Annotated in this window: 18 protein-coding genes and 1 pseudogene; 3 read left to right on the plus strand and 16 right to left on the minus strand. The window is 68.0% G+C overall.

What is annotated here, in order from left to right; genetic code table 11:
• Window positions 1-3: 3 nt before the first annotated feature.
• The 6 genes from BDI24065_RS11175 to BDI24065_RS11200 form a co-directional block, all read right to left on the minus strand.
• Window positions 4-1,263, minus strand: coding sequence for a sugar efflux transporter (locus tag BDI24065_RS11175; protein ID WP_175031290.1), 1,260 nt, complete (start codon window positions 1,261-1,263; stop codon window positions 4-6).
• Window positions 1,264-1,267: 4 nt separating this feature from the next.
• Window positions 1,268-3,232, minus strand: coding sequence for a beta-galactosidase (locus BDI24065_RS11180; protein ID WP_175031417.1), 1,965 nt, complete (start codon window positions 3,230-3,232; stop codon window positions 1,268-1,270).
• A gap of 37 nt (window positions 3,233-3,269) precedes the next feature.
• Complete coding sequence (locus BDI24065_RS11185; protein WP_175031291.1) at window positions 3,270-4,121, minus strand: carbohydrate ABC transporter permease; 852 nt, start codon at window positions 4,119-4,121, stop codon at window positions 3,270-3,272.
• Between the two features lie 23 nt (window positions 4,122-4,144).
• Window positions 4,145-5,062: a carbohydrate ABC transporter permease gene (locus BDI24065_RS11190; RefSeq protein WP_124488352.1), complete on the minus strand. Its 918-nt coding sequence runs from the start codon at window positions 5,060-5,062 to the stop codon at window positions 4,145-4,147.
• 69 nt (window positions 5,063-5,131) lie between these two features.
• On the minus strand, window positions 5,132-6,373 hold the full coding sequence (locus BDI24065_RS11195) for an ABC transporter substrate-binding protein (RefSeq protein ID WP_175031292.1): 1,242 nt from the start codon (window positions 6,371-6,373) through the stop codon (window positions 5,132-5,134).
• A gap of 64 nt (window positions 6,374-6,437) precedes the next feature.
• Window positions 6,438-7,592, minus strand: coding sequence for an ABC transporter ATP-binding protein (locus tag BDI24065_RS11200; RefSeq protein ID WP_175031293.1), 1,155 nt, complete (start codon window positions 7,590-7,592; stop codon window positions 6,438-6,440).
• A 290-nt stretch (window positions 7,593-7,882) separates the two neighbouring features.
• Between BDI24065_RS11200 and BDI24065_RS11205 the strand changes: the two genes are divergently transcribed.
• Together BDI24065_RS11205 and fliD are read left to right on the plus strand one after the other, a co-directional pair.
• Window positions 7,883-8,929, plus strand: a complete 1,047-nt coding sequence (locus BDI24065_RS11205; RefSeq protein WP_175031294.1) for a LacI family DNA-binding transcriptional regulator — start codon at window positions 7,883-7,885, stop codon at window positions 8,927-8,929.
• Between the two features lie 931 nt (window positions 8,930-9,860).
• Entirely contained in the window at window positions 9,861-11,360 is a 1,500-nt protein-coding gene (gene fliD, locus BDI24065_RS11210) for a flagellar filament capping protein FliD (protein WP_175031295.1), read from the plus strand.
• Between the two features lie 196 nt (window positions 11,361-11,556).
• Here the strand turns inward: fliD and BDI24065_RS11215 are convergent, their stop codons facing one another.
• The 4 genes and pseudogenes from BDI24065_RS11215 to rbsK form a co-directional block, all read right to left on the minus strand.
• A complete protein-coding gene (locus tag BDI24065_RS11215; RefSeq protein ID WP_175031296.1) occupies window positions 11,557-12,204 on the minus strand; it encodes a hypothetical protein in 648 nt (215 codons plus the stop codon).
• A 719-nt stretch (window positions 12,205-12,923) separates the two neighbouring features.
• On the minus strand, window positions 12,924-13,871 hold the full coding sequence (locus tag BDI24065_RS11220; protein WP_175031297.1) for a dihydrodipicolinate synthase family protein: 948 nt from the start codon (window positions 13,869-13,871) through the stop codon (window positions 12,924-12,926).
• 44 nt (window positions 13,872-13,915) lie between these two features.
• A pseudogene (locus tag BDI24065_RS11225) lies at window positions 13,916-15,245 on the minus strand (MFS transporter).
• 60 nt (window positions 15,246-15,305) lie between these two features.
• Window positions 15,306-16,232 (minus strand): ribokinase, encoded by a 927-nt coding sequence (gene rbsK, locus BDI24065_RS11230; protein WP_175031298.1) that lies wholly within the window; start codon window positions 16,230-16,232, stop codon window positions 15,306-15,308.
• 241 nt (window positions 16,233-16,473) lie between these two features.
• On the opposite strand from rbsK, the gene BDI24065_RS11235 reads away from it, so the two are divergent.
• Entirely contained in the window at window positions 16,474-17,559 is a 1,086-nt protein-coding gene (locus BDI24065_RS11235) for a LacI family DNA-binding transcriptional regulator (protein ID WP_175031299.1), read from the plus strand.
• A 37-nt stretch (window positions 17,560-17,596) separates the two neighbouring features.
• On the opposite strand, the gene BDI24065_RS11240 is transcribed toward BDI24065_RS11235, so the two are convergent.
• The 6 genes from BDI24065_RS11240 to BDI24065_RS11265 all read right to left on the minus strand — a co-directional run bounded on the left by BDI24065_RS11240 (window position 17,597) and on the right by BDI24065_RS11265 (window position 24,592).
• On the minus strand, window positions 17,597-18,667 hold the full coding sequence (locus tag BDI24065_RS11240) for a lysozyme inhibitor LprI family protein (protein ID WP_175031300.1): 1,071 nt from the start codon (window positions 18,665-18,667) through the stop codon (window positions 17,597-17,599).
• Window positions 18,668-18,798: 131 nt separating this feature from the next.
• On the minus strand, window positions 18,799-19,812 hold the full coding sequence (locus BDI24065_RS11245; RefSeq protein WP_254609730.1) for a CobW family GTP-binding protein: 1,014 nt from the start codon (window positions 19,810-19,812) through the stop codon (window positions 18,799-18,801).
• A gap of 20 nt (window positions 19,813-19,832) precedes the next feature.
• Window positions 19,833-21,500: an amidohydrolase gene (locus BDI24065_RS11250; protein WP_175031302.1), complete on the minus strand. Its 1,668-nt coding sequence runs from the start codon at window positions 21,498-21,500 to the stop codon at window positions 19,833-19,835.
• Between the two features lie 36 nt (window positions 21,501-21,536).
• On the minus strand, window positions 21,537-22,925 hold the full coding sequence (locus BDI24065_RS11255) for a sodium:solute symporter family protein (RefSeq protein ID WP_175031303.1): 1,389 nt from the start codon (window positions 22,923-22,925) through the stop codon (window positions 21,537-21,539).
• 85 nt (window positions 22,926-23,010) lie between these two features.
• The gene (locus BDI24065_RS11260; RefSeq protein WP_175031304.1) at window positions 23,011-23,208 is read right to left on the minus strand and encodes a DUF3311 domain-containing protein; all 198 of its coding nucleotides are present in this window, start codon (window positions 23,206-23,208) and stop codon (window positions 23,011-23,013) included.
• A 262-nt stretch (window positions 23,209-23,470) separates the two neighbouring features.
• A complete protein-coding gene (locus tag BDI24065_RS11265; protein ID WP_217481810.1) occupies window positions 23,471-24,592 on the minus strand; it encodes a Fic family protein in 1,122 nt (373 codons plus the stop codon).
• Between the last annotated feature and the right edge of the window lie 75 nt (window positions 24,593-24,667).

Raw genomic sequence — 24,667 nt, forward strand, 5'->3', positions numbered from 1 at the left:
GCGTCAGCCCGTCGTATCGCAGCGTCCGCGCGAATGCCGTGCATCGCCCGCAACGCCGGTGCCCGGGTCGCGCGCCGCACGCAGCAGTCCCCATGCCACGAGCGCCAGCGCACCGCAGCACAGGAACGTCGCGCGGTAGCCGAACAGGTCGAGCAGCGCGCCGGACAGGATCCCCGACACGATCGACCCGACGCGTGCGGTGCTGAAGAACATCGCGGTCGCGGTGCCCGGCCGCGCCGGCATCATGTCGCACACGCGCGTCATGCCGAGGCACGACGTAATCGCGACGACACACGCGCTCAACAACTGAAGCGGCAGGACCGCGCCGACGTGCGGCACCGCCGCGAGCCCCGCGAAATAGATCGCGTGCACGGCCGCGCAGCCGGTCAGCCAGCGGGCCTTGTCGAGCCGGGTCGAGCGGATCCCGAGCCACAGCATCATCGGAATCTCCAGCAGTGCGGCCACGCCGAGCGCGGCCGACACGTCCGCCGGCGAGCCGCCCAGCCCGCGCACGACGTACAGCGGCAGCACGATCATCGTCGCGTTCGCCGCGAGGCCGATCAGCGTCAGCGCGGCCAGCGTGCGCATGACGACCGCACGCGGCGCGGTGGGTTGCGAAGAAGCCGCCGCCGGCGCACCGGCGGCGAACGACGCCGATACCGCAGTGACGGGCCGCGCGGCCGGCTCGGGAATCCGCATCACGATCGCCATGCACGCCGCGAAGCCGAGCGCGGCGGCCACGAACAGACCGGAGAAGCCCGCTTGCGCGAGGATCAGCGCGCCGAGCGCCGGCCCGAACACCCACGCGACGGACAGCATCGTGCGCAGTGCCGCCGCCGCGAGTTCGCGCTCGGCGTCGTTCGCGGCCGGCAGCACCGCGCGCGCGAACGAGAAGATGTGCGACAGCGACACCGCGCCCGCCCCGAGCAGCAGCGTGCCGGTGACGATGACGGGCACCGGGGCGCGCAGCCGGCACAGCAGCGCGAAGCCGAGTGCGGCGGCGGCGAGCGACGCGACGAGCAGCGGACGATGCCGCGCATGGCGATCCGACCAGCGGCCCGCCCACGTGCTCGCGACCACGCCGCTCGCCGCGATCAAGGTCATGAACACCCCGGCCATCCAGGGCGACATCCCGGCCGCCTCGACGCCGAACAGCGACAGGAACGGCGCGGTAAACGACATCGCGACGCCCAGCATCAACGCGGCGGCCGACAGCGCGACGAAATGCGGAATCCGGACCAGGCCGGCAAACCGGGATCGCATGACGTCAGTCCGGCGCGATCCACGCCGCGACGTCGACCGCGCCGATCACGGGCCCGCCCAGTACGAAGGTCGCATCCGCCGGCGCGGGTGCCGGAACCGGCGTTTCGCCGTAATTGAGCGCGAACGTCAGGCGGCCGCGCCGGCGCAGTCGCACGCCGTCCGGCAACGCCTGCACCGGCAACCCGGCCTCGCGTGCGCTGCGGGCGATCACCGCCCGCAGCACGGCCGGATCGAAACAGGCCGGCGCATAGGTCACGCGGCCGTGCGCGACGAGTGCCGGCACGCCGTCGTCGAACGAGGCGAGCACGTCGACCTCGCCGGTGTCCTCGACGTGGTCGCGCCACCTGACCGCATGCCCCTCCACACCGTCGACCCGCACGCGCGGCGCCAGCGACGGCCGCAGCGATTCGACCTGTTCGATCCGGGCCGGCAACACGTCCCTCAACCGGCCGGGCGCGAGCCCCGGCACGATCGCGAACTCGGCGGTCCGGGAGCCGCTGCGCGGGCCGAACAGCCAGTGCGCACCGCCGCGCGCCGCCTGCTCGACCAGGCCGTCCGGCACGACCGGCAACGTCGGCGCAACGACCAGCGCGTAGCCGTCCAGGTCCGCGTTCGCCGCGACGAGGTCGACGTCGAGCCCGAGCTCGCGCAGCGCGCGATACCAGTCGAACACATGCTGCTGATAGTCGAAGTCCGCGCCGTGCGGCTGGATCCGGATCATCCAGTCGGCTTCGTAGTCGAACAGCAGCGCCACGCGCGCGGGCACCGGGCGCGCGTTCGTCAGCGCAGGATCGAGCGTCGCGAGCTCGGCGGCCACCCGTGCGACTTCGCGCCCGCCGGCGGACAACCGGTCGTCCGGCGTATTCAGCCCCGAGTGCAGTTGCTCCTGCGCATGCGGATATTGCCGCCAGCGGAAATACGACACGAGTTCCGCCCCGTGCGCGAACGCCTCCCAGGTCCACAGCCGCACCGCCCCCGCGTGCGGCACCGGATTGTGCGGCCCCCAGTTCACGGGGCCGGCCTGCTGCTCCATCACCCACATCCGCCCGCGGCCGATGCCGCGATACAGGTCGTGCGAGAACGCCGACACGTCCGGATGCCCGGTGCGCGCCCAGCGATGCTTGTCGCGTTCGTCGAGCGGCAGCACCTCGGTGCGCGGCACCGGATAGCTGTCCCACGCGGCCACGTCGAGACCGGAGCGGGCGAACGCGTAGTGATCGAATTCGGTGAAGAAACCCATGAAGTTGTGCAGCACGTCGCGGCCCGGCGAGTGCGCGCGAATCCGCTCGACCTGCAGCGCATGGAACCGCGCGACCTCGTCCGACTGGAAGCGCATGAAATCCAGCCGATGGGCCGGATTGGCGTCGGTCGGCGTGTGCCGCGGCAATTCGATCTCGCTGAAGCTGCGGTACTCCATGCTCCAGAACACGTTGCCCCACGCGCGGTTCAGCGCCGCGATCTCGCCATAGCGCGCGGCCAGCCAGCGCCGGAAGCCCGCGAGCGCGGCCAGCGTATGGCTCGGCAGCGTGTTGTGGCAGCCGAGCTCGTTGTCGGTCTGCCACGCGATCACGGCCGGATGCGTGCCGTAGCGGCGCGCCATCGCGTCGACGATCCGCACGCAGTGCTCGCGATAGATCGGGCTCGATACGTCGTAGTGGCGGCGCGAGCCGAATTGCCAGACCTGCCCGTCCGCGCCGATCGGCAGGATGTCGGGATGGCGGTCGACGAGCCACTTCGGCGGCGACGCGGTCGGCGTGCCGAGCACGATCCGCAGGCCGTGCCGCGCGAGCGTGTCGATCGCCTCGTCGAGCCACGCCCAGCAGTAGCGTTCCGGCTCCGGTTCCATCCGGCTCCAGGCGAATTCCGCGATCCGCACGCAACTCAGGCCGAGTTCGGCCATGCGACGCGCGTCGCTCGCCCATTGTTCGCGCGGCCAGTGTTCGGGGTAATAGCAGACGCCGAGACGCATCGCGGTGTCCTTGCCGGCAGGAGAAAAGGTCATCGGGTCATCCTTTGGTCGCGCCGAACGTCAGGCCGGCGACGAAGTGTTTCTGCATCGCGAAGAACATCGCGACCGACGGCAGCGCGGCCAGCACCGAGCCGGCCGACACGAGATTCCAGGCGGTCGTCCACTGCCCTTTCAGCGCGGCGACGCCGACCGTGATCGGCGCGGCATCGTCGCCCTGCGTCAGGCACAGTGCCCAGAAGTAGTCGTTCCAGACGAACGTGAACACGAGAATCGCGAGCGCCGCGAGCGCGGGCCGCACGAGCGGCAGCACGACACGCAGGTAGATCGTCCATTCGCTCGCGCCTTCGACGCGCGCGGCCTCGATCAGCTCGAACGGCAGCTCGCGGATGAAGTTGCGCAGGAACAGCGTGCAGAAGCCGGTCTGGAACGCGGTATGGAACAGCACGAGCGCCCATACCGTGTTGTACAGCCCGATGCCGAGCATGATCTGCCGCACCGGGATCATCAGGATCTGGATCGGCACGAAGTTGCCCGCGACGAACAGCCCGAGCAGCACCGCGTTGCCGCGGAACCGGTAGTTCGCGAGCGCATGCCCGGCGAGCGACGCGAGCAGGATCGACGCGACGACCGACGGCACCGTGATCAGGATGCTGTTCGCGAAGTAGTGGAGCATCGGCGTCTGCGTCAGCGCGGTGCCGTAGTTGGCGACGAGCGCGAAGTGCCGCGGCCAGGTCCAGTAATGGCCGGCCGCGAGCTCGTCGCTCGAGCGGATCGACGTGACGAGCACGGCCATCAACGGCGCGAGCCACAGCGCGAGCGCGCATGGCAGGGAGACGCCATACAGCCAGCGCGACGGCCGGCTCCAGCGGGAAACGGGCATGGGATACATGAGCGTCGGGCTCCGGTGCGGGATCAGGATTCGGTGCGCACGAGCTTGCGCAGTTGCCACGCGATATAGACGAGCATGATCGCGAACAGCACGACCGCGATCGCGGCCGAATACCCTTCGCGGTAATACTTGATCGCCTGGTCATACATGAAATACGCGAGCACCGTCGAGCTGTCGAACGGGCCGCCGCCCGTCATCACCGAGATCAGGTCGAAGCTGCGCAGCGCACCGATCACGGTCAGCACGATCGCCATGAACGTCGCGGGCCGCAGCTGCGGCAGGATGATGTGCCACAGCAGCGTGAAGCCGCGCGCGCCCTCCATCCGCGCGGCCTCGACGATCTCGCCGTTCAGGCCGGTCAGCCCCGTGAGGTAGAGGATCATGCAGAACGGAATCTGCGGCCACAGCGCCGCGGCAATCACGCCGTAGGTCGCGTAGCGCGGATCGCCGAGCACCGGGATGCCGTGGCCGACGATCAGCTTCAGCAGGCCGAAGGTCGGGTCGTAGAACCACGAGAACACGAGCCCGACGACCACGCCCGGCAAGACGAACGGCGCGAAGAACAGCGATTTCACGAGGCGGATCCCGCGCACGTTCTGGTTCAGGTACAGCGCCAGCGCGAGCCCGAGCGGCGGCGCGGCGAGGAACAGCGCGAGCCATGCGAGGTTGTTCTTCAGGGCGACGTAGAACGTGTCGGATTGCACGAGTTCGCGGTAGTTGCCGAGACCGATGAACACGGGCGGCGTCATCCCGTCCCAGTCGTGAAAGCTGAGCCAGATGCTGCTGACGATCGGATACAGCACGAACACGCTGAACAGCGCGAGGCCGGGCAGCACGAACAGCAGCGCCGCGCGGGTGCGGCGACGCGCGAGCGATGCGCCGGTGCGCGGCCGGCGGCGCGCCCCTCGCGGCAATACGTTATCGGACAGGCTGAGTGACATCGGGAAACCCTCTGCAATGCGAACGAAAGCGGTCTCGAGGGCCGGCGCGGCCGGCCCGTTCGACGCGCGCTACTTCTTGTAGATGCGCTTGCGCGTCTGCTCGAGGCGCTGCAGGACCGCGTCGAGCTGCGTCGGGTCGGACAGGAACTGCTGCATCGCCTTCATCCCTTCGTCGGCCATTTCCTTCGTCATGTCGCGGTCGTAGAACTGCGCGATGCCGCCCGTCGTCGTCGCGAGCGTATGGAAGCCGATCTTCGAGATCGGATCCTGCGGCTCGGGCGCCTTGTTGTTCGACGGCAGCTGGCCCATGCCCTTCGAGAACTCGCCGTTGATCGCGGGCTGCCCCATGAACGCGAGCAGGCGGCGGGCATCCGTCTTGTTGTGCGCCTTCGCCGGCACCACCAGCACGTTGACCGGGCCGTCCTCGGCCAGCGGCACCGATGCGTCGATCACCGGGAAGCGGAAGAAGCCGATCGGGTTGCGCGCCGCACTCAGCAGGCCCGCCGAGTACCAGGTGCCCATCAGCGTCATCGCGGCCTGGCCGTTCACGATCAGCGGGCTCAGCGAATCGACGTCGTAGGACAACGCGTTGTCGATGAAGTACTTGTCGTCGATCAGCTTCTTCCATGCCGCATACACGGCGCGCACGCGCGGATCGGTATAGGCAACGTCGCCCGCCATCAGCTTCTGGTGGAACGCGTAGCCGTTGATTCGCAGGTCGAGATAATCGAACCACGCGGCGAGCGTCCACGCATCGCGCGCGGCCACCGCGATCGGCGCGATGCCGGCCGCCTTCAGCTTGCGGCACGCGTCGAGAAACTGCGCCCAGTCGGCCGGCTCGCCGTGAATGCCGGCCTTGTCGAACAGGTCCTTGCGGTAAAACAGGCCGTATGCGTCATAGCCGAGCGGCAGGCTGTAGACCTTGCCCCCGTAGGTCGACGACTGCTTCACCGCTGCAAAGGTGTCGTTCCAGCCGTTCTTCTGCCAGTCCGGCGTCAGGTCCTCGATCAGTCCGCGCTTCGCGAAATACGCGAGCCGCTCGCCGTTGTTCCAGCTCACCACGTCAGGCGGATCGGTCGCGAGCCACCCGGACATCTGCACCTTGAACGCCTCTTCGCCGACGTAGCTGACCTTCAGGTCGATGTCGGGATTGGCCTTGCGGAACTGGTCGAACGCGCTCTGCCACGTCGCGCGCTGGTTGCCGCGCGCGGCGACGTTCACCTTCAGCGTGCCCGCATCGGCCGCGACGGACGCGACGAGCGCGGCGGCGGTCGTCAGGGCGAGCAGCAGTTTGCTCGTGCGAAATCTCATCGTTGTCTCCTGGTTTTTGCGTGGTATGCGCCGCGCGCGGGATGCGCGGGAAATCGGTGTGCCGCTACGCGAACGTCGGCGCCGCGTGCACGGCCGGTAACGCCGTGCCGGTCTCGTCGAACAGGTGGCAGTGTTCGGCCGGCACCTGCAGCGCAGGCCGCTCGCCGCGCCGCAGCGTGGCCTGCCCGGGCACCTTCGCGAGCAGCGGCGTGCCGCCCGGCTGGTCGAGGTGGACATACGCGGCCTCGCCGAGCTGCTCGACGAGCGCGACTTCGCGCACGATCGATGGCGCGTCCAGTGCGGCGCCTGTCCCGACCGCCAGGTGTTCCGGCCGAATGCCGAGGGTCAGCGGCGTGCCGGCCGCCATGCCGCGCGGCAGCGCACGGCCCCGCAGCGTCAGCCGCTCTCCGGTGCCGTCGAGCACCAGCCGGCAGGCATCCGGATCGTCCGATGCAACGGTCGCCGGCAGGAAGTTCATCCGCGGCGAGCCGATGAAACCCGCGACGAAGCGGTTCGCCGGCCGGTGATACAGCTCGAGCGGTGCGCCCACCTGCGCGATGCTGCCGAAGCGCGCGACGTCGTCGCCCGCGTGCAGCAGCACGATCTTGTCGGCGAGCGTCATCGCCTCGACCTGGTCGTGCGTCACGTAGATCGAACTCGACTGCCCGAAGCGCGCGTGCAGGCGTGCAATCTCGACGCGCGTCTGGCCGCGCAGCGTCGCATCGAGGTTCGACAGCGGTTCGTCGAACAGGAACACGCGCGGCTCGCGCACGATCGCGCGGCCGATCGCGACGCGCTGCCGCTGGCCGCCCGACAGCGCCTTCGGCTTGCGATCGAGCAGCGCTTCGAGTTGCAGCACGCGCGCGGCCTCGGTCACGCGCCGGCGGATTTCATCCTTCGGCACGCCGGCGATCCGCAGGCCGAAGCCGATGTTGTCGAACACCGTCATGTGCGGAAACAGCGCGTAGCTCTGAAATACCATCGCGACGCCACGCTCGGCCGGCGGCGTGTCGTTCATCCGCTCGCCGCCGATGCGCAGCTCGCCTTCGCTCACCTCCTCGAGCCCGGCGATCATGCGCAGCAAGGTCGACTTGCCGCAGCCCGACGGCCCGAGGAACACGCAGAATTCGTGCGACGCGATCTCCAGGTTCACGTCGCGCAGCACCGGCGCATGGTCGCCGTAGCGCTTGGATACATCCTTCAATGAAATGGCGGTCATCGGTGGTCTCCGTCGGCGTCACGCAGCACGCTGCGCGAAATTTAAACGCTTAAATTTTTGTGGCGCCACGCGCCGGATTCGCCGTACCATGATGTCTCCTGTTCATCGGCGTCGATACGCCGGCGCGTGCATTGCGCGCCAGGCCGCTGTCGAACCGTCGAATTGCCTGTTCGGGGTGTGTCGAGAAATTAGCGCACCGATTATCGCTGCGCAACTTGTGGGACGCTATCCCAATATATGCATCAGCATCCGTTTTCCCCGACCCTGCCGGCCTCGGCCGGCCGCAGCCGATGGTGACGCTCGCCGAAGTCGCGCGTCGCGCGAACGTGACGGCCGCGACCGTCTCGAACGTGCTGCGCAACCCGCAGAAGGTCAAGACGTCCACAGTCGAGCGCGTGATGGCGGTCATCCGTGAGCTCGGCTACCGGCCGAACCTCACGGCCCGCGCGCTGGCCGAAGGCCGCACGCCGACGCTCGCGCTGATGCTGTCGAACATCACGAACCCGTTCTATCCGGAGTTCGTGCTGGCGGCCGAGCGCGAGGCGCGCAAGCGCGGCTACTACCTGCTGGTCACGAACACCGACGACGACCCCGCGATCACCCGCAGTTACCTGGAACGCATTGCCGGCACGCTCGCAGCCGGCGCGATCGTGATGAACACCGATCTCGCCGAAGCCGAGCTGGCCGACCTCTCGCGCCATGGCGCAGCCATCGTGCTGTGCATGTGGGAGCACGTGCCGGCATCGCACACGCTGCCCTGCGTGACGGTCGACTTCGCGGCGGCCGGTGCGCTGGCCGCCGCGCACCTGTCCGGGCTGCGGCACCGGCGCTTCGGCGCGCTCGTGGGCAAGGGCTCCGGCGGCCCGCAGTCGGTGCGGCTGCGCGGCTTCGTCGACGCGCTCGTGGCGCTCGGCCATGCCGAACGTGCGGTCACGACGGTGTCGACGCACGATTCGATCGAGGGCGGCTACGACGCCACCATGGCGCTGCTGCGCGCGCATCCGGATCTCACCGCGCTGTTCGCGACCAACGACCTGATGGCGATCGGCGCGCTGCAGGCGGCGGCCGACCTGGGCCGGCGCGTGCCTGACGACCTGTCGGTCGTCGGCATGACGGATATCCAGCTCGCGCACCAGTTCCGCCCCGCGCTGACGACGGTCCGGTTCCCGACGCCGCTGATCGCCGCGCAGGCGATTGCCACGGCGATCGAGATGATCGACGGAGAACCGCCCGGCGAAAGCACGCGCGTATGCGGCACACCGGAACTCGTGGTCAGGGAATCGACGGCCGTCGCGCCGACGCGCCGCAAGGCGGCATCGGCGCAACGCTCGAATTGAAGCGGTTGCGCCGGCCCCGTTCAGGCGCCCCCTTTCGGCGTGTATGTCCCGCCGATGCCCGTGCGTGCCGCTGCGCGGATGGCAGCGGTGTCGCCACTGACAGACACGCCCCCTGATCCGAATGCCTGGGCCGACTCCGCGCCCAGCGCCCTGCCTCGAACCTCGGTGCCGTCGCGATAGCCAGGCGCGCCGGCAAACGTCGCGCCCAGCGCCGTGCCCCCTGTTTCAAGGACACGAAAACTCCCGCTTTTTTCAGGCTACCTGATTCAATCGTTATTTCCGACTTCAATTGACACGAATCGGTCACAACCGTGCATCACGCACTGTCATTTCGCAGCATTTTCGATATGCGATTCACGCAGGCTGATTTCATTCCCGCAACTCGACAGAAATTGCAATCGACGGTGCTTCGTGTTTCAGAAAAAGACACATGGCCCGGAAACGGCGACTACCAAACGAAAACGTTTCGCGGGCAAGCGGGTGGATGCCATCCCCGGCGGGTACGCCCAACGGACAAGAATTTCATCCCGATGCCCACCAGGAGAAGCATCTTCCGCATGCCGTCGATCGATCCGATGTTTAGCTGAGCAAGCGAAATAACCCGATCAAACATTCGCGCCATCAGCAAGTTTTAAATGCCGGCAAAAAGCCTTGAATAAATACAATCAAAACGGTGTGTTAACGGCAAAAAATCGCAAACCTTTAGTCCGCACTACATCGCGCCACTTCCGTCTGCATTTTTCTCAACATGCATTACAAAAAATTACCAAGCAATACCGATTTAAATATACGATAGCGCACGTCCTTACGTTTTCCCGACATTCCCGTGAACCCCGGAACGCATGTCGCCGGACGCGGCCTGCAGGCGAATCGCCGCAGGGCGTCCCGACAGCCGCTCGTCACGGGATCGCTTTCCAACCGGAGACCATCCATGGCAATTAACACGCCCGTGAACAGCAACGCGAATATGAACAGCGTGATGCAAGATGCGGTGCAATCGCTCATCAGCGGCTCGACCGGCAATACGTCGGATGTCAACGCGCTCGTCAAGGTGCTCGTGAACGCGAAGACGGCCGGCCGCGCGGCCGCGCTGACGTCGGCGCAAACCACCGGCACGACGCAGATTTCGGCATTCGGTGCGCTGTCGTCGGCGCTGGGCGCGCTCGAGGCAGGCCTCGCGTCGCTGAAGAACGGCGCCCTCCAGTCGACGTTCAACGCAGTCGCGAGCGGCAAGGGCCTGACCGCAACCGCAGCCGTCGGTGCGGTCGCCGGCACCTACACGGTCGGCGTCACGCAGATCGCAACCGCGCAGGCGCTCGCGTCATCGGGCTTCGACGGGAGCAAGGCGCTCGGCACCGGCACGTTGACGCTGTCGCTCGGCAGCCAGTCGTTCAAGGTCCCGGTCGGCAGCACGAACAACACGCTGTCGGGCATTGCGGCCGCGATCAACACGGCGTCCGACAACCCGGGGATCAGCGCAACCGTCATCAAGGGCACCGACGGCGCGCACCTCGTGCTCTCATCGACGAAGACCGGCTCGGCGAACGCGATCAGCGTCGCAGTCGGCGACGTGTCCGGCGACAACGGGCTGTCGAGCCTCGGCGTCAAGTCGACGGCCGACACGTCCGGCGGCGCGTCGAAGATCGAATCGGCGAACAGCGCGGCCGCGTGGCAGCAGAGCACTGCCGCGCAGGACGCGAAATTCACGCTCAACGGCATCGCATCGACCAGCGCGAGCAACGCGGTGTCGGGCGTGCTGACCGGCGTCACGCTGAACCTGTCGGCGGATGCGATCAACGCGACCGGATCGCAGACGCTGACGATCAGCACCGATACGAAGGCGCAGGCGACGACGATCACGAATTTCGTGAACCTGTACAACACCGTCGTCAAGACGATGGGCACGCTGACGAACTTCACGCCGGGCGCGAACTCGCAGGGTGCGTTGATCGGCGATTCGACGCTGAACACGATCCGCAACTCGCTCGCGTCGAGTGTCGCGCTCGGCGTCCCCAACGAGAACGGCAACGGGCACACGAACCTGATGGCGCTCGGCATCACGCTGGAGAAGGACGGCACGCTGAAGATCGACAGCGCGAAGCTCGACAGTGCGCTGTCGTCCAACCAGGCGGGAGTCGCGCGCCTGTTCAACTCGAAGAACGGGATCGGCGCGCACCTGGCCGAGCAGATCGCACCGTTCACGAAGAAAGACGGGATGATCGACGTGCGCACGAACGCGCTGAGCGCCGATCTGAAACGCGTCACCAAGCAGCAGTCGGACCTGACGGACTTCGCCGACCAGTTGACCAAGCAGTACCGGGCGCAGTTCACGGCGCTCAACTCGCTGATGGCCAAGATGAACTCGAACACGAAGTACCTGACGCAGCTGTTCGGCGGCGCCAACAGCGCCGGCACGCTGGCGAACAAGTGACGAACGCCGGGGCTGCCCGATGATCGTGGCGGCCGCCGCCGGTCAATGGATCGACCGGCTCGCGCCGCCGCGCACGGCGGCTCGCCTGGCAACATCACTCACGCCCGGCGGTGCGCCAGCGCGCCAGGCTCCCTTCCCTGGCTCACGCCGTTGCGGCAGGTAGCCTTGCCGCGGTTCGCCCGATGCAGGCGTGCGGTCAGCCGAGCCCTTCCACGCGATCGGCAAACAGATCGATCGCACGCGACACCTGACGCCCGAAATAGCTCGGCCGCTCGCGCTCGTACGCGCGCAGCAGCGACGTGCATTCACGCTCGGCCCAGCGCCACACGGGGCCCTGTTTCGCGAAGACCGGATGATCGTGCAGTTCGGCCGGCACCGTGTGTTCGTCGTCCCAGCCCCAGAAATACGCCTGGTATGCGCGGTCGAACGGCATCCCCAGGTTGCTCGCCACGGTCTCGTCGTGGCGCAGCGTGAAATCGACGATTTCCTTGCGCGTGCGGCCGCCGATGTCGTCGTGACGCGCTTCGATCCAGCAGTGATACCTCGCCAGTTGCGACAGGTGCCGCGCGGTGCGGCGACGCTCGCGCGTCGTACACAGCGCGTACAGGTTGCCGCCGCCGAAATCCAGCACCTCGCCGCCCGCGTACGGCCGGTAAGTCTTACCTGTCAGCAGCGTCAGCACCTGCGCGCCGACGATCGCGTAGTCCGCACACCGCATGTAACCGCTGCGCGTCGTCGCTTCCGACACGCTGCGGTGGACGACCTCGTCGATCACGGCGTGCAGCATGGCATCAACCGGTGCCGCCAGGATCGGTGGCTGGCTTGTCGTCGTTACGTGGTGCATGGAAAGCGGATGCGGATTCAACGGTTCGTCGGTAAAAAACGCTCCGCGGCATAATATTACGAATCGTTACGGGAACGATAGAACGGTCTGATCATATTTGTGTGCTTTTGTCTTCTGGTATGAACATGCGCCGATCGGTCGGCAGCGACGGCGGCGAATCAAGGGGACGCAACGGGGCGGACGAGCGAGCGGTCTGCTTGGGGCTTGGGGCTTGGGGCTTGGGGCTTGGGGCTTGGGGCTTGGCGCTTGGCGCTTGGCGCTTGGCGCTTGGCGCTTGGCGCTTGGCGCTTGGCGCTTGGCGCTTGCGAGCGGCCCGATGATGCGATGGGGGGGAATAAAGCCGGGGCCGGCGTTGCGTCGCGCTTGCGGCACGCCGTCGTGCGTGGCAACGGGCAACCTGTGACCGGCCAGCCAATGCGGGAGTCGGGCCGCGACAGGCGGCTTGGCCGCCGTCGACAGCATTGAAATTCCGATGGAGTCGCCGCGTGACACGTCCGACCCATACGCGGCGCCGGACTCACCTCATCCGAGGTACGGCAGGTACGAGGCAAACGCCGCCAGTCGCGCCACGCACGCGGCGCATCGCGACAAGCGAACTGCGCTGGCGGCCACCCTACGCCGCTAGCATGCGCTTCCGGACGAACCCATCCGAAGGCACCCGCCCGTGCAGCACGCGCTGCCGTCGCGCACCGCAAAACTCGCACGGCATACCGCGCACACTATTGCGCAGCGATCCTTCGCCGGAAATGCTCGGTGCCGGCCACGATCTTGTCGAGCACCGCGTCGAGCGCCCAGAATCGTTCACGCACGTCGTAGTCGATCGCGCGGCAGCGGATCGACGCGAACGTACCGATCCGCTGGTGATAGAGCTTCGCGAGCGCCGGGTACCCCAGCGCCTCCGACACCGCCGAGACGACCAGGAACGTCGAGAGTTCGTCGGCCAGCGCCGGATTCGACTCCCCTTGCGTGCGCAACCACCGGTACAGGTCCGGATGGAAGTTGGTGAACACGCCGTTGAAGCCGGCGGAACCGGCCTTCATCGCATCCCACGCAATCGCGGCGTTCGCGTTGAGGATCTTCAGCGGCGAGCCTTCGGCGAGCGCGACGCGCCGCTTCACCGTCGCCAGGTCGCAGCTGACGTCCTTGAGCATCACGAACCGGCCCGTGTCGATGCACGCGCGCAGTTCGTCATCCGACAACAGCCGCCGGTAAGGCGCCGGGCACTCGTACAGCCCGAGCGGCAGATCCGACGGCAATCGCGCGAGCAGCCGGTGAAGATGGTCGAGCAGCGCAGCGCTGCCCTTGCGCTGCGGATCGAGGCGATTGGTCACGAGCACGACGCCCTGCGCGCCCGACTCGGCTGCTGCACACAGCTCCTCGACCTGCGCGTCGAGATCGTCGCTGATGTGCCCGGACGCGACGACCGGCACGCGCCCGGCCACCCGTTCGACCACGAAGCGCGCGAGTTCCGCGCGTTCGGCCAGACTCAGGAACTGCATCTCGCTCGACTGCGCGACCGCGAACAACGCATCGGCGCCGTGCGCCAGATACCACTCGATGAGCCGCTCGAGCCCGGCGTAGTCGATCGCGCCGGCGTCGTCGAACGGCGTCAGCATCACCGGGACGATGCCCTCGATGGTCACGTTCGATTGCTGCGGGTGTTGCATCTGTTTCTCCTTCCTTCAATGAATGCGTGGCGCGAGCCGCGTGCTCAGGCCGGCAACGGCCCGGACGCGGCGTTCGCGGCCTGCTCGGGAATCGGCTTGCGCACGAGCAGCAGATAGGCCATTGCGCCGGCGAACGCGATCGCCGCGGCCGCCAGCAGCGCCGGCACGAACGACCACTTCTGCGCAATGATGCCCGTCAGGATCGGCGCGAGCGCGCCGCCGATGAAACCGCCGAAATTCTGGATCGCGCCGAGCGACGCGATGCGGCTCGGCGGCGCGGCCGCCGTCGCGAGCGCCCACGAGCAGGCCGACGCCGCGTTGGCGAGAAAGATCACGACCGAAATGCACGCGAGCGCCACTGCGTTGCTCTGAACCAGCGCGGCGGGAATCGTGAACGCGACCATCCCGAGCATCGCGACCACCACCGCATTGCGCCGGCTCACGACGGGCGAACGGCTGCGGCGCGTGACCAGGTCCGACAGCCAGCCGGCCAGCAGCGAACCGACGAACCCGCACAGGAACGGCACCGACGCGGCAAAGCCGGTACGGATCAGGCTCATGTGCCGCTCCATCGTCAGGTAGCCCGGCAGCCAGGTCAGGTACACCCAGTTCAGGTACACGGAACCGAAATAGCCGATCAGCATCCCCCAGGTCGTGCCGTGCGAGAACAGGCCGCGCCATTCGGCGAACGTCAGTTTCGGCGCTGCGACCGCGCTTTGCGCGCCGGCGTCGAGATAATTGCGCTCGGTGGCAGTCAGTTGCGCGCGCACCGGATCGCGGTACAGCGCAAACCAGACGACCGCGACGACGAGACCGGCCGCGCCCGTCGCGATGAACGCCCAGCGCCAGTCGAACGACGCGACGAGGATCGACAGCAGCAGCGGCGCGAGCGCGGTGCCGAGCGGCGACGCGGCGTTGAAGATGCCGGTCGGCGTGCCGCGCGCGCGCAGCGGAAACCAGTTGCTCACGACCCGCGCGGCCGACGGGAATTGCGGCGCCTCGCCGATGCCGAGCACGATGCGCGCGACGATGAACCAGCCGAACGTCGACACGATGCCGCCCGCCGCCTGCGCGAACGACCACACGATCAGGCCGATCCCGAGCAGCCGGCGCGGCCCGATGCGGTCGACCAGCCCGCCGACCGGAAACTGGCACAGCGCATAGCTCCACGAGAAGGCCGACAGCAGCAGCCCCATCTGCGCGAGCGACAGGCCGAGATCGCCGCGGATCGCCGCGGATCGCCGAGCTTGCGACGGCCAGCGTGCCGCGATCGAGATAGTTGACGATGCCGCTCACCATCAACAGCGCGAGCGCGATGCGTTGCCCGCGCCGGATACGTGGCGGAGCGGGCGGGACGGTCGGGGTTTCGTTCATTGCGGTTGTCTCCATGTCACTGGTATTGGCCGGTTCCGGCCTGTCCGTCTGATGCGGAATTCAGGGCTCCACGCGCGCCACTTCGTCGCGCGTCGGAATCGAGGTCTGCGCGCCGTAGCGCGTCACGCTGATCGCGGCCGCGCGCTGGCCGAAGCCGATCGCGTCGTTCATCGACGCGCCGCCTGCGCGGGCGGCCGCGAACCCGCCGACGAACGTGTCGCCGGCCGCGGTCGTATCGACGGCCGTCACCGACATCGCCCGCAGGCGGCCGTTGCCCGCACCGCCGCGCCAGCACACGCCGCGCGCGCCGAGCGTGACCAGCACGTTGCCCGCGCCCTTCGCGCACAGCGCGTCGGCGGCACGCACGGCGGAGGCGTCGTCGCCGACGGCGATGCCGGTCAGCGACTCGGCTTCGGTTTCGTTGACGACGAGGTAGTCGACCCGCGCCAGCAGTGCGTCGAACAGCGGCTGCGCGGGCGCGGGATTGAGCAGCACCGGCGTGTGGTGCGCGGAGGCACAGGCAATCGCGCGCGCGACGGTAGCCACCGGCACTTCGAGCTGGCTCACGAGCATCGCGGCGCCGGCGATCGCGTCGCGTGCCGCGTCGATCCGGTCGGCATCGAGACGCGCATTCGCGCCGGGCACGACGACGATGCTGTTCGCGCCGCCCTCGTCGACCGTGATCGTGGCCACCCCGGTCGCCGTGCCGCCGATCCTGCCCAGGTGCGCCACGTCGATGCCCTCGGCCGCCAGCGCGTCGTGCAGGCGCGCACCGAACGCGTCGTCGCCGACGCAGCCGATCATCGCGACCGACGCGCCCAGGCGCGCGGCCGCGACCGCCTGGTTCGCCCCCTTGCCGCCATGAACGGTCTGGAAATCCGTGCCGAGCAGCGTCTCGCCCGGCACCGGCAGGCGCGGCGCACGGGTAACGAGGTCGATGTTCACGCTGCCGACGACGGCGATGCGCGGTGGATAGGTGTAGCTCATTTCCGAATGTAATCGCTTACATTTGCGACGGACAAAACGGCCGAAAGGGCCGTCGTCGATGAAAATTTCACGAAATGGATAGAATATGTGTCTGACATAATGCGGAAGCACTTCAAGATAGCGCTTACATTCTCACAGGGTCGAACGGGAATGCAAGCGGTGCCACCATGAATCGAGGGTAAACATTGACGCATTTGACAACGCGTAGCGCCGCCACCGCCGCCACGCCGGGAGCCGGCCGATGAGCACGCCTCCGTCCCGCGGCGGTACACCCCGCGCGCGCCGCGGCAGCGGCCGCTCGGTGCTCGGCGATGTCGCGAAACTGGCCGGCGTGTCGACCGCGACCGTCTCGCGCGTGTACAACGATCCCGGCAAGGTGTCGGCCGACGTGCAGCAGCGCGTGCGCGACGCGGCGCGCGCGCTGAACTGGATCCCGAATGCGGCGGGCCGTGCGCTCGCGTCCACGCGCACCCACATCACGGGCGCGATCATTCCGACGCTCGACGACCAGGTGTTCGCGTCGCAGGTCGCGGGCATGCAGACGGTGATGGCCGAGCACGGCATCACGCTGTTCCTCGGCTGCTCGAACTACGATCCCGTGCAGGCGCTGGACCAGGTGCGCGCGATGCTGTCGCGCGGCGTGGAAGCCGTGTCGCTCGTCGGCGAAGCGTATCCGCCGGAACTGTTCGAACTGCTGGCGATGCACCGTGTGCCGTACGTCGTCACTTATGCGTACCGCGACGACAGCCCGCACTGCTGCATCGGCTTCGACAACCGCGCGGCATTCGCGCGGCTCACCACCCACCTGCTCGACCTCGGCCATCGCGATTTCGCGATCATCATGCAGCCGTCGGCCGACAACGACCGCGTGCAGGCCCGCCTGCGCGGCATTCACGACACGCTGGCCGCGCGCGGGCTCGCGGTACGCCCCGTCCATCAGCACGAAGGCGCGGCCACGATCGCGTTCGGGCGGGCGAGCCTGCGGGCGATCGCCGACAGCGACGCGGCCACGCGGCCGACGGCCGTAATCTGCGGCAACGACGCGCTCGCGCTGGGCGCGTTGCTCGAGGCGCAGGCGCTCGGCATCGACGTGCCCGCGCAATTGTCGATCACCGGCTTCGACGACATCGCGCTCGCGCGCGAGATCCAGCCGCCGCTGACGACGATGTGGGTCGACACCAATGCAATCGGCCGCCAGGCCGCCCGGGCCTTGCTCGATGCGTTGGAAAACGGCGCAACGGGGCCCGGGCATGCGGTGCTGCCGGAGTTGCGCACGCGGGAATCGGCTGCGGCGCCGGCGCAGGTGCGCGCAGCGCGAAAGAAATGAAGATGCGCCGGGCGGCTTCGGCTGCCCGGCCCGCCCGTCACTGCATCACGTCGACCGGCAGCGTCTTGTCGAGATTGTCGTGCCACGCCTGGATGGTCTTCGGCACGCGCTTCTTCCACGCCGGCACGTTCGTGTAATAGCGCATCCGGACATCGTTCTTCGCGTCGAACACGAGCAGCCCGATCCACAAATCGTTGCCGCGGCGCATCACGATCGCCGCATTCGTCGTCGCGATACCGCGCACCCAGTACGAATTCACGTGCGCGTTCAGCCCGTCGAGATCCTTCTCGTCGGCGCTGTAATTGACGTTGTCGACGAGCGTCTGGTAATCGGCGCCGAGCAGCGTGTGCGCGGTCGCGTTCTGCGTCGCGTCGTCAACGACCTTGAGGCTCAGCAGGTCGGCCACCGGCTTGGCCTGGAACTGCGACGCGGTCACATACTGGCCGGCGTAGACAACACCCGCGCCGGCACCGCAATCGAAATCGGCGCCGTGTTGCGTGACGCCGATGCGTCCGCCCTTCCGTTCGAAATCGAGCCGGCACTTGTCCTTGCGGTAGGTGCCGCTGTCGCCGTGCAGCACGATGTCGCCGTCGAGCCCGCCCGTATTCGCGCCGTTGTTGCCGCCCAGCTCGAAATGCAGGCGCGGCGCCGTGCCGGTGAACGTCAGCACGCCGCCGAACGACGGGTTGTCGCTCGTCATGTACCACGTCTGCTGCCAGCGGTCGGCAGCCAGCGGCTTGCCGTTCAGGCTCGCGAGACGTTCGCGGTAGCGGTCGCCCAGGCACTGTTCGTCGCCGCCGCACCGGTCGCGCTGCTTGAGCCACTTCAGCTGCGCGGCTTTCAGCGCGGCCGTATCGCCGCCTTTTGCGAGCGCCTGCTTCCACGCCGTCGCCAGGTCGCCGTCGAGCTTCGACAGCGTGGTGTCCGCGCAGATCGCCTTCTCGGTGGGCGAGGCGGCCTTCGCGCAGTCGAAGCCGGCGGCATTCACGGCGACCGGCAGCAACGTCACCAGTGCAGCAGCCACGATGGATCGCAGATGCGTGCGCGACGCATCACGGGCGGGAGTCGCGGTTGGCCCGCGCGGATTCGATCGGTTCTGGATGGTCATCGGCTTGGCTCGTCGCAGGATCGCGCGCCTGTAGAAGCTACCTGCACGCGGCATTCGAGGTAAAAACGCCCGGCCCGGCACGTGGCGCATGCCGTTGCTCGCCGAAGCCTAACCCGAATGCGCGGCGCCGATCAATCGATGGTCGATGTCAGTGCAACCGTTCCAGTGGTCACGCTGCATTGCACGATGCCGTCACGCAATGCGGCTTCGACGGCGGCATCGATGAACCCGATGAACACCATCACGCCGTCACCTTCGTGCGCGGCCAGCCCTTCGTCTTCCATCGACGAGAACCGGATGCGCCGCGCGGCGACCTGGCAGACGCGCGTCGCAATCGCGCCCTCCGCGTCGGCCACGCGCACGATGCCCTTCGCACGCAGGATCGTGCGCGGCAACGCCTTCAGCCACGCACGCAGCCGCGCCTTGTCGAGCACCTCAGGCACCGCGACGGTGACGCTCGCGAACGCCGGCATCGCTTCATGTCCGATCGGCCGGCGCGAACGCGCGAAACCCGCCGGCATCGCGCCACGATCGGGCACCGCCGCATCGAACAGCAGCGCGAGCGGAATCTCGCCATGCCGCGCGGCGACGACGATATCGGTCGGCGCACACGCGCGCACGTCGTCGAGCACCGCGTCGCGCCGATCCGGATCAACGCAGTCAAGCTTGGTCACGACGATCGCGCCCGCGCCGTCGAGCTGGCGCTGCGCCATCGCGCCGACGAGCGGATCGGCGAGCGTGTCGCGCCATGCGAGCGCGTCGGCGACGACGAGCACCGACGTCAGCCGGAAGGCACCGTTCAGCAATCCGATCTGCGCGATCTTCGCGGGATCGGCCACGCCGCTCGCTTCGACGAGCAGCAGTTCGGGGCGCACGTCGCGGGTCGCGACACGCGTCAGCGCATCGACGAGCGCGCCGCCGATCGTGCAGCAGATGCAGCCGTTGTCGAGTTCGATCACGTCGTCGCCACGCGCCCGCACCAGACGCGCATCGATGTTCACCGCGCCGAAATCGTTGACGAGCACCGCGATGCGCCGGCCGTGCGGCGCCTGCAGGATCGCGTTGACGACCGTCGTCTTGCCGGCGCCGAGATAGCCGCCGATCACCGCGAGGTCGATCGGCGCGCGCGCAGCCGCGGCAGGCATGACGGCCTCGGCCGGCGTACTCATCGCGGCGACCGGAACACGCGCCCGCCGAGCACGGTGCCCCACACGGCGAGTTCCTTCAGGCGGGCGGGTGCGCAGACTGACGGGTCGTCGTCGAGCACCGCGAAATCCGCGAACTTGCCGATCTCGATGCTGCCGACGAGATGATCCATCCGCAACGTATAGGCCGCGCCGAGCGTGATCGCATGCAGCGCGTCGTCAACTGAAAGCCGCTCGCCTTCGCCGAGCACGCGCCCGGACGCCGTCTCGCGCTGCACCGCGCACCATGCGGTGAACAGCGGATTCAGCGGCGTGATCGGCGCATCCGAATGCAGCGCGAACGGAATGCCGAGCCGCTGCGCGGAGCCGGCCGCGTCCATCCGGTTCGCGCGATCGGGGCCGATAGTCTGGCTGTAATGCGCATCGCCCCAGTAGTACAGATGATTCGCGAAGAAGTTCACGCACATCCCGAGCGCGCGGATGCGCTTCAACTGCGCGACGTCCGCCATCTGGCAATGCTGGAGCGTATGGCGATGTTCGGGGCGCGGATGGCGCGCGAGCAACGTCACCATCGCGTCGAGCACGACGTCGGTCGCTTCGTCGCCGTTGGTATGCACGTGCAGTTGCAGCCCCGCGCGATGGAACGGTTCGAACACGTCGACGAGTTGCGCGGGCGGAATCAGCCACAGCCCGTTCGGCTGCCCGCCCACGTAGCCGGGCCAGCGCACGCGCGCGGTGAAGCCCTGGATCGAGCCGTCGACGATGAACTTCACGGGCCCGAAATGCAGCTTGTCGGTATTGCGCTCGATCTCCGCGAGCACGCTGTCGGCCGAGCGCGCCGGATTGCGCTGCGGCGCGAACGCCGGCACGATCCGCACCGGGTAATCGGGATCGGCGGTCACGTCATGCAGTGTGCGGTTGCCGTCGGCCGACAGGTCGTTGACGAGATCGGTGGCCGTCGTCACGCCCGCGAGCTGCGCGACGCGCCCGAAATTCCAGATGGCGTGCGGCTTCTCGCTCGCGGAAATCGCGAGCTTTCCGCCGATCGTCTGATACACCGGCAGCATCGCCGCGAACTCCTGCAGCTCGCCGGTCGGGCGGCCGTCGGCATCGCGCGTCACGCCGTCGATGTCGGTGTCCTCGTCGATGCCCGCGCGTGCGAGCATCGCGCCGTTCACGTTCATCAGGTGCACGCTCGCATGCAGGATCGCGATCGGTCGCTGCGACGACACGCGGTCGAGCTCGCGCGTCGTCAGCCGCGTCGTGCCGAAGAAGATCGGGTCGAAGCCCCACGCGAGCAGCGGCCCGTCGTCGGTCATCGCCCGCTCGGCTTCGGCAAGCCGTTCGAGCACCGCGTCGAGCGAGCGCAGCCCCGGCCACAGTGTGCCGTCGGGGCCGCGCCGGTCGTAGTAGCCGACGTACGCGGCGTCCCACATCGCGCCTTCCATCAGGTGGCAATGCCCTTCGACGAGCCCCGGCATCAGCACCTTGTCGCGCAGCGTGTCGTCGGTCGTGCACGCGCCGAACCGCGCGTGCCACGTGGCGGCGTCGGCGGCATCGCCGACCGCGAGGATGCGGCCGTCGCGCACGGCGACGTGCGTGGCCGACGGCTGCGCCGGGTTCATCGTCAGGATGCGGCGCGCCGCGAACACCGTCACGGGCGCGGCCGGGATTGCGGATGCTTGCATGGGATGCGGTTCTCCTTGCGGCGGAACGCCGATGGCTCAGGATACGGCGTATTGCTTCACGGGACGGCCGTGCAGCATCGCATGCACGGCCGCGACGACGAGCACGTTGACGACGAGGCACACGAGGCCGAGGTTGATGCCGCCGAAGTCGATATGGAACACGTAGAAGATCATCGCGAGCACCTGGCCGCAGATCATCCCGGCCCCGACCGCGACGGGCCGCACCTGGCGCCCCGCGAGCAGGATCAGCACGCCCGGCAGGAACTGCGTGACGCCGTAGTAGGTGGTGTTGATCAGCGTGAGCATCAGGTTCGGCGTGAGCATCGTGGTCGCGATCGACAGCAGCAGGTAGCCGACGATCACGTATTTCGCCGCACGCTTCTGGCGCGACTCGGGCAGGTTCGGCATCAGGTTGCGCGTGACGATCGGCCCGATCGCGAGACAGATGCCGGCCAGCACGAGCAGCCCCGACAGCGCGGCGCCGGCCGCGACGAGGCCGATCAGCCAGCCGGGCAGCAGGTGCGTGACGGCGGCGAAGAACGCGTCGTTCGGCGACGCGAGCTTCAGGTTCGCGGTGATCGCGTAGTACGACGCGATCACGAGGAACGGATACATCAGCATGTACAGCGGCATCACGACCTGCGTGCGCCGGATCGCGTTCGGCCCGCGCGCGGTGAAGAAATTCTGCGCGGCGAACGGCATCAGGTAGAAGCCGAGCGACTGGAACAGCATCGTGCTCATCGAGAAGCGCAGCTGCGATCCGCTCATCGTGTTGCTGACCTGCCGGCTCGCGGCGTCGAACACCGGATGCACGCCGCCCACCTGCCACGCGACGGCCACGCCCGTCACGACGATCGCGAGCAGCATCAGGATGTCCTTCAGGATCGCGATGTACGCCGACGCGCGCACGCCGGAGATCGCGATATAGGTGAACGCGAGCGCCGCGCACACGAAGATCAGGTACAGCGGCTCGACATGCCAGCCGAGCCCCTTCAGCGCCGCGACGAGCCCGGTGAACTGCAGTTGCCCCCACGGGATGAGGAACAGGATCGATGCGCACGCAACGACCAGCTCGAGCCCGCGGCTGCGGTAGTGGCCCTTGAACAGGTCGGGCAGCGTGATCGCGTTGTGACGCTTGCCGGCCTCCCAGATCTTCGGGCCGACAAAATAGCCGATCGGGTAGGCGAGCAGGATGTAGCCGAGGAACCACACGCCGTAGGTCGGCCCTTTCGCGTAGATGCCGCCGGGGAAGCCGACCATCGTGCCGATGCTGTAGATCTCGCCGGCGGTCAGGAAGAACACGAGCGCCGTGCCGAACTGGCGCGACGCGACGAAGAAGTCATGCACGCTCTGCTTGCCGCGGCCGGATCGAATGGCGAGATAGAGCGACAGCGCGATCAGCGCGGCGAAGACGACCGTGGACATGCGCACCTCTGCGAAGGAAAGGAATGCGTAGGGTTCGCCGGAAAGCATGCGGGCGGCCGGCGCTCCGCGGGACAGCGAATGCGCGCTACGCGGTGCCGCCCGCGCGGCGGTCGAACAGCATCCAGCACGCGAACAGGCAGCCGGACGTGAGCACGAACCACGCGAAGATCCACATGAAGATGAACGGCACGCCCAGCACGTAGCGGTCCTGCGCGGCCACCCAGGGCAGCACGCCGATCACGCCGAGATACGGAATACCGATGCCGATCAGGTACCTGAGCATGCGCGTCTCCTCGAAAGCGGGTTCGTACGGAAGGGTCGTACCGGTGGCGGCGGATGTCGCGTGGACGACATCCGCCGTCGAATCCAGTATTCGAAGACAAAAAGGCGCGGGATAGTGCCAGACGCGGGCAATCGCTTGGGCCAGCGGCTAGCGGCCTGCGGATCGGTGCGGGCCGCAGGCCGGTCGATGCGGAAGCGATCGGTGCGGCAACGCGGCTTCGCTCCGCCTCGGCCAACGCTCGCGGGCACGCCCCGGGCCGGCGTCAGCCGTCGACCGGCGCCAGCTCGTAGCTCGTGCTCCGGCCGCCGGACGACGAGCGGCGCAGCACGCCGTGTTCGACGAGCTCCGTGATGTCCCGCAGCGCGGTGTCTTGCGAACACTTCGCGAGCGCCGCCCACTTGGTGGTCGTCAGCTTCCCCTCGAAACCGTCGAGCAGGCGATTCATGACCTTGATCTGGCGTTCGTTCATCGCGAAACCGGCACAGCGTTGCCAGAAGCGTGCCTTGATCAGCACCGCGTCGAGCGTCGTGTGTGCGTGATCGATGGCCCTGCCGAGCGCGGTCAGGAACCACGCGAGCCATTCCGTGACGTCGAGCGAGCCGCGCTGCGTACGCTCCAGCACGTCGTAATACGCGTTGCGCTCGCGCTGGATTTGCGCCGACAGGCTATAGAAGCGCTGCGGACTGCGGTCGGCGCGCGCGAGGAGCAGATCCCCGAGCGCCCGCGCAATCCGGCCGTTGCCGTCGTCGAACGGATGGAGCGTGACGAACCACAGGTGGGCCAGGCCGGCCCGGATCAGCAACGGCTCGACCGGCGCGGCATTGAGCCACGCGAGAAAGCGCGCGATCTCGCCGGCGACGCGTGTGGCGGGCGGCGCCTCGAAATGCACGCGCTGCCGGCCGATCGGCCCGGACACGACCTGCATCGGCCCGGTGGCATCGGTGCGCCAGCCGCCGACCGTGATCCGCGACATCCCCGAGTAGCCGGTCGGGAACAGCGCCGCGTGCCACCCGAACAGACGGGCGTCCGTGACCGGCACCGCCGCATGTGTCGTCGCGTCCAGCACCATGTCGACCACGCCCTCGACGTGACGATCGACCGGCGCCAGCGCGCCGATATCGACCCCGAGCCGGCGCGCGATCGACGACCGCACCGATGCGACGTTCAGGCTTTCGCCCTCGATCGCGCTGGTCTTGACGACGTCCTCGGTCAGCGCGGCCAGGCTCGCCTCGTCGCGCAGCGCCAGGCCGACATCCGCCAGCCGCCCGGCCAGCATGCCTTGCGCACGGCTGACGTCGGCGAGTGGCGTCGCCAGTGCAGGGAGGTCGAAGCGCCACGCAGGCCAGTCGGCCGACTCCCAGATGTAGGTGTAATCTCCGCTCATGATGCGGAGATTATCCCACCGATTCACCGCATGACTCAATATTCTCCGCAAATCATGCGGAGAATAACACCGTCA

This window comes from Burkholderia lata, from assembly GCF_902499025.1.
GTDB lineage: Bacteria > Pseudomonadota > Gammaproteobacteria > Burkholderiales > Burkholderiaceae > Burkholderia > Burkholderia lata_C.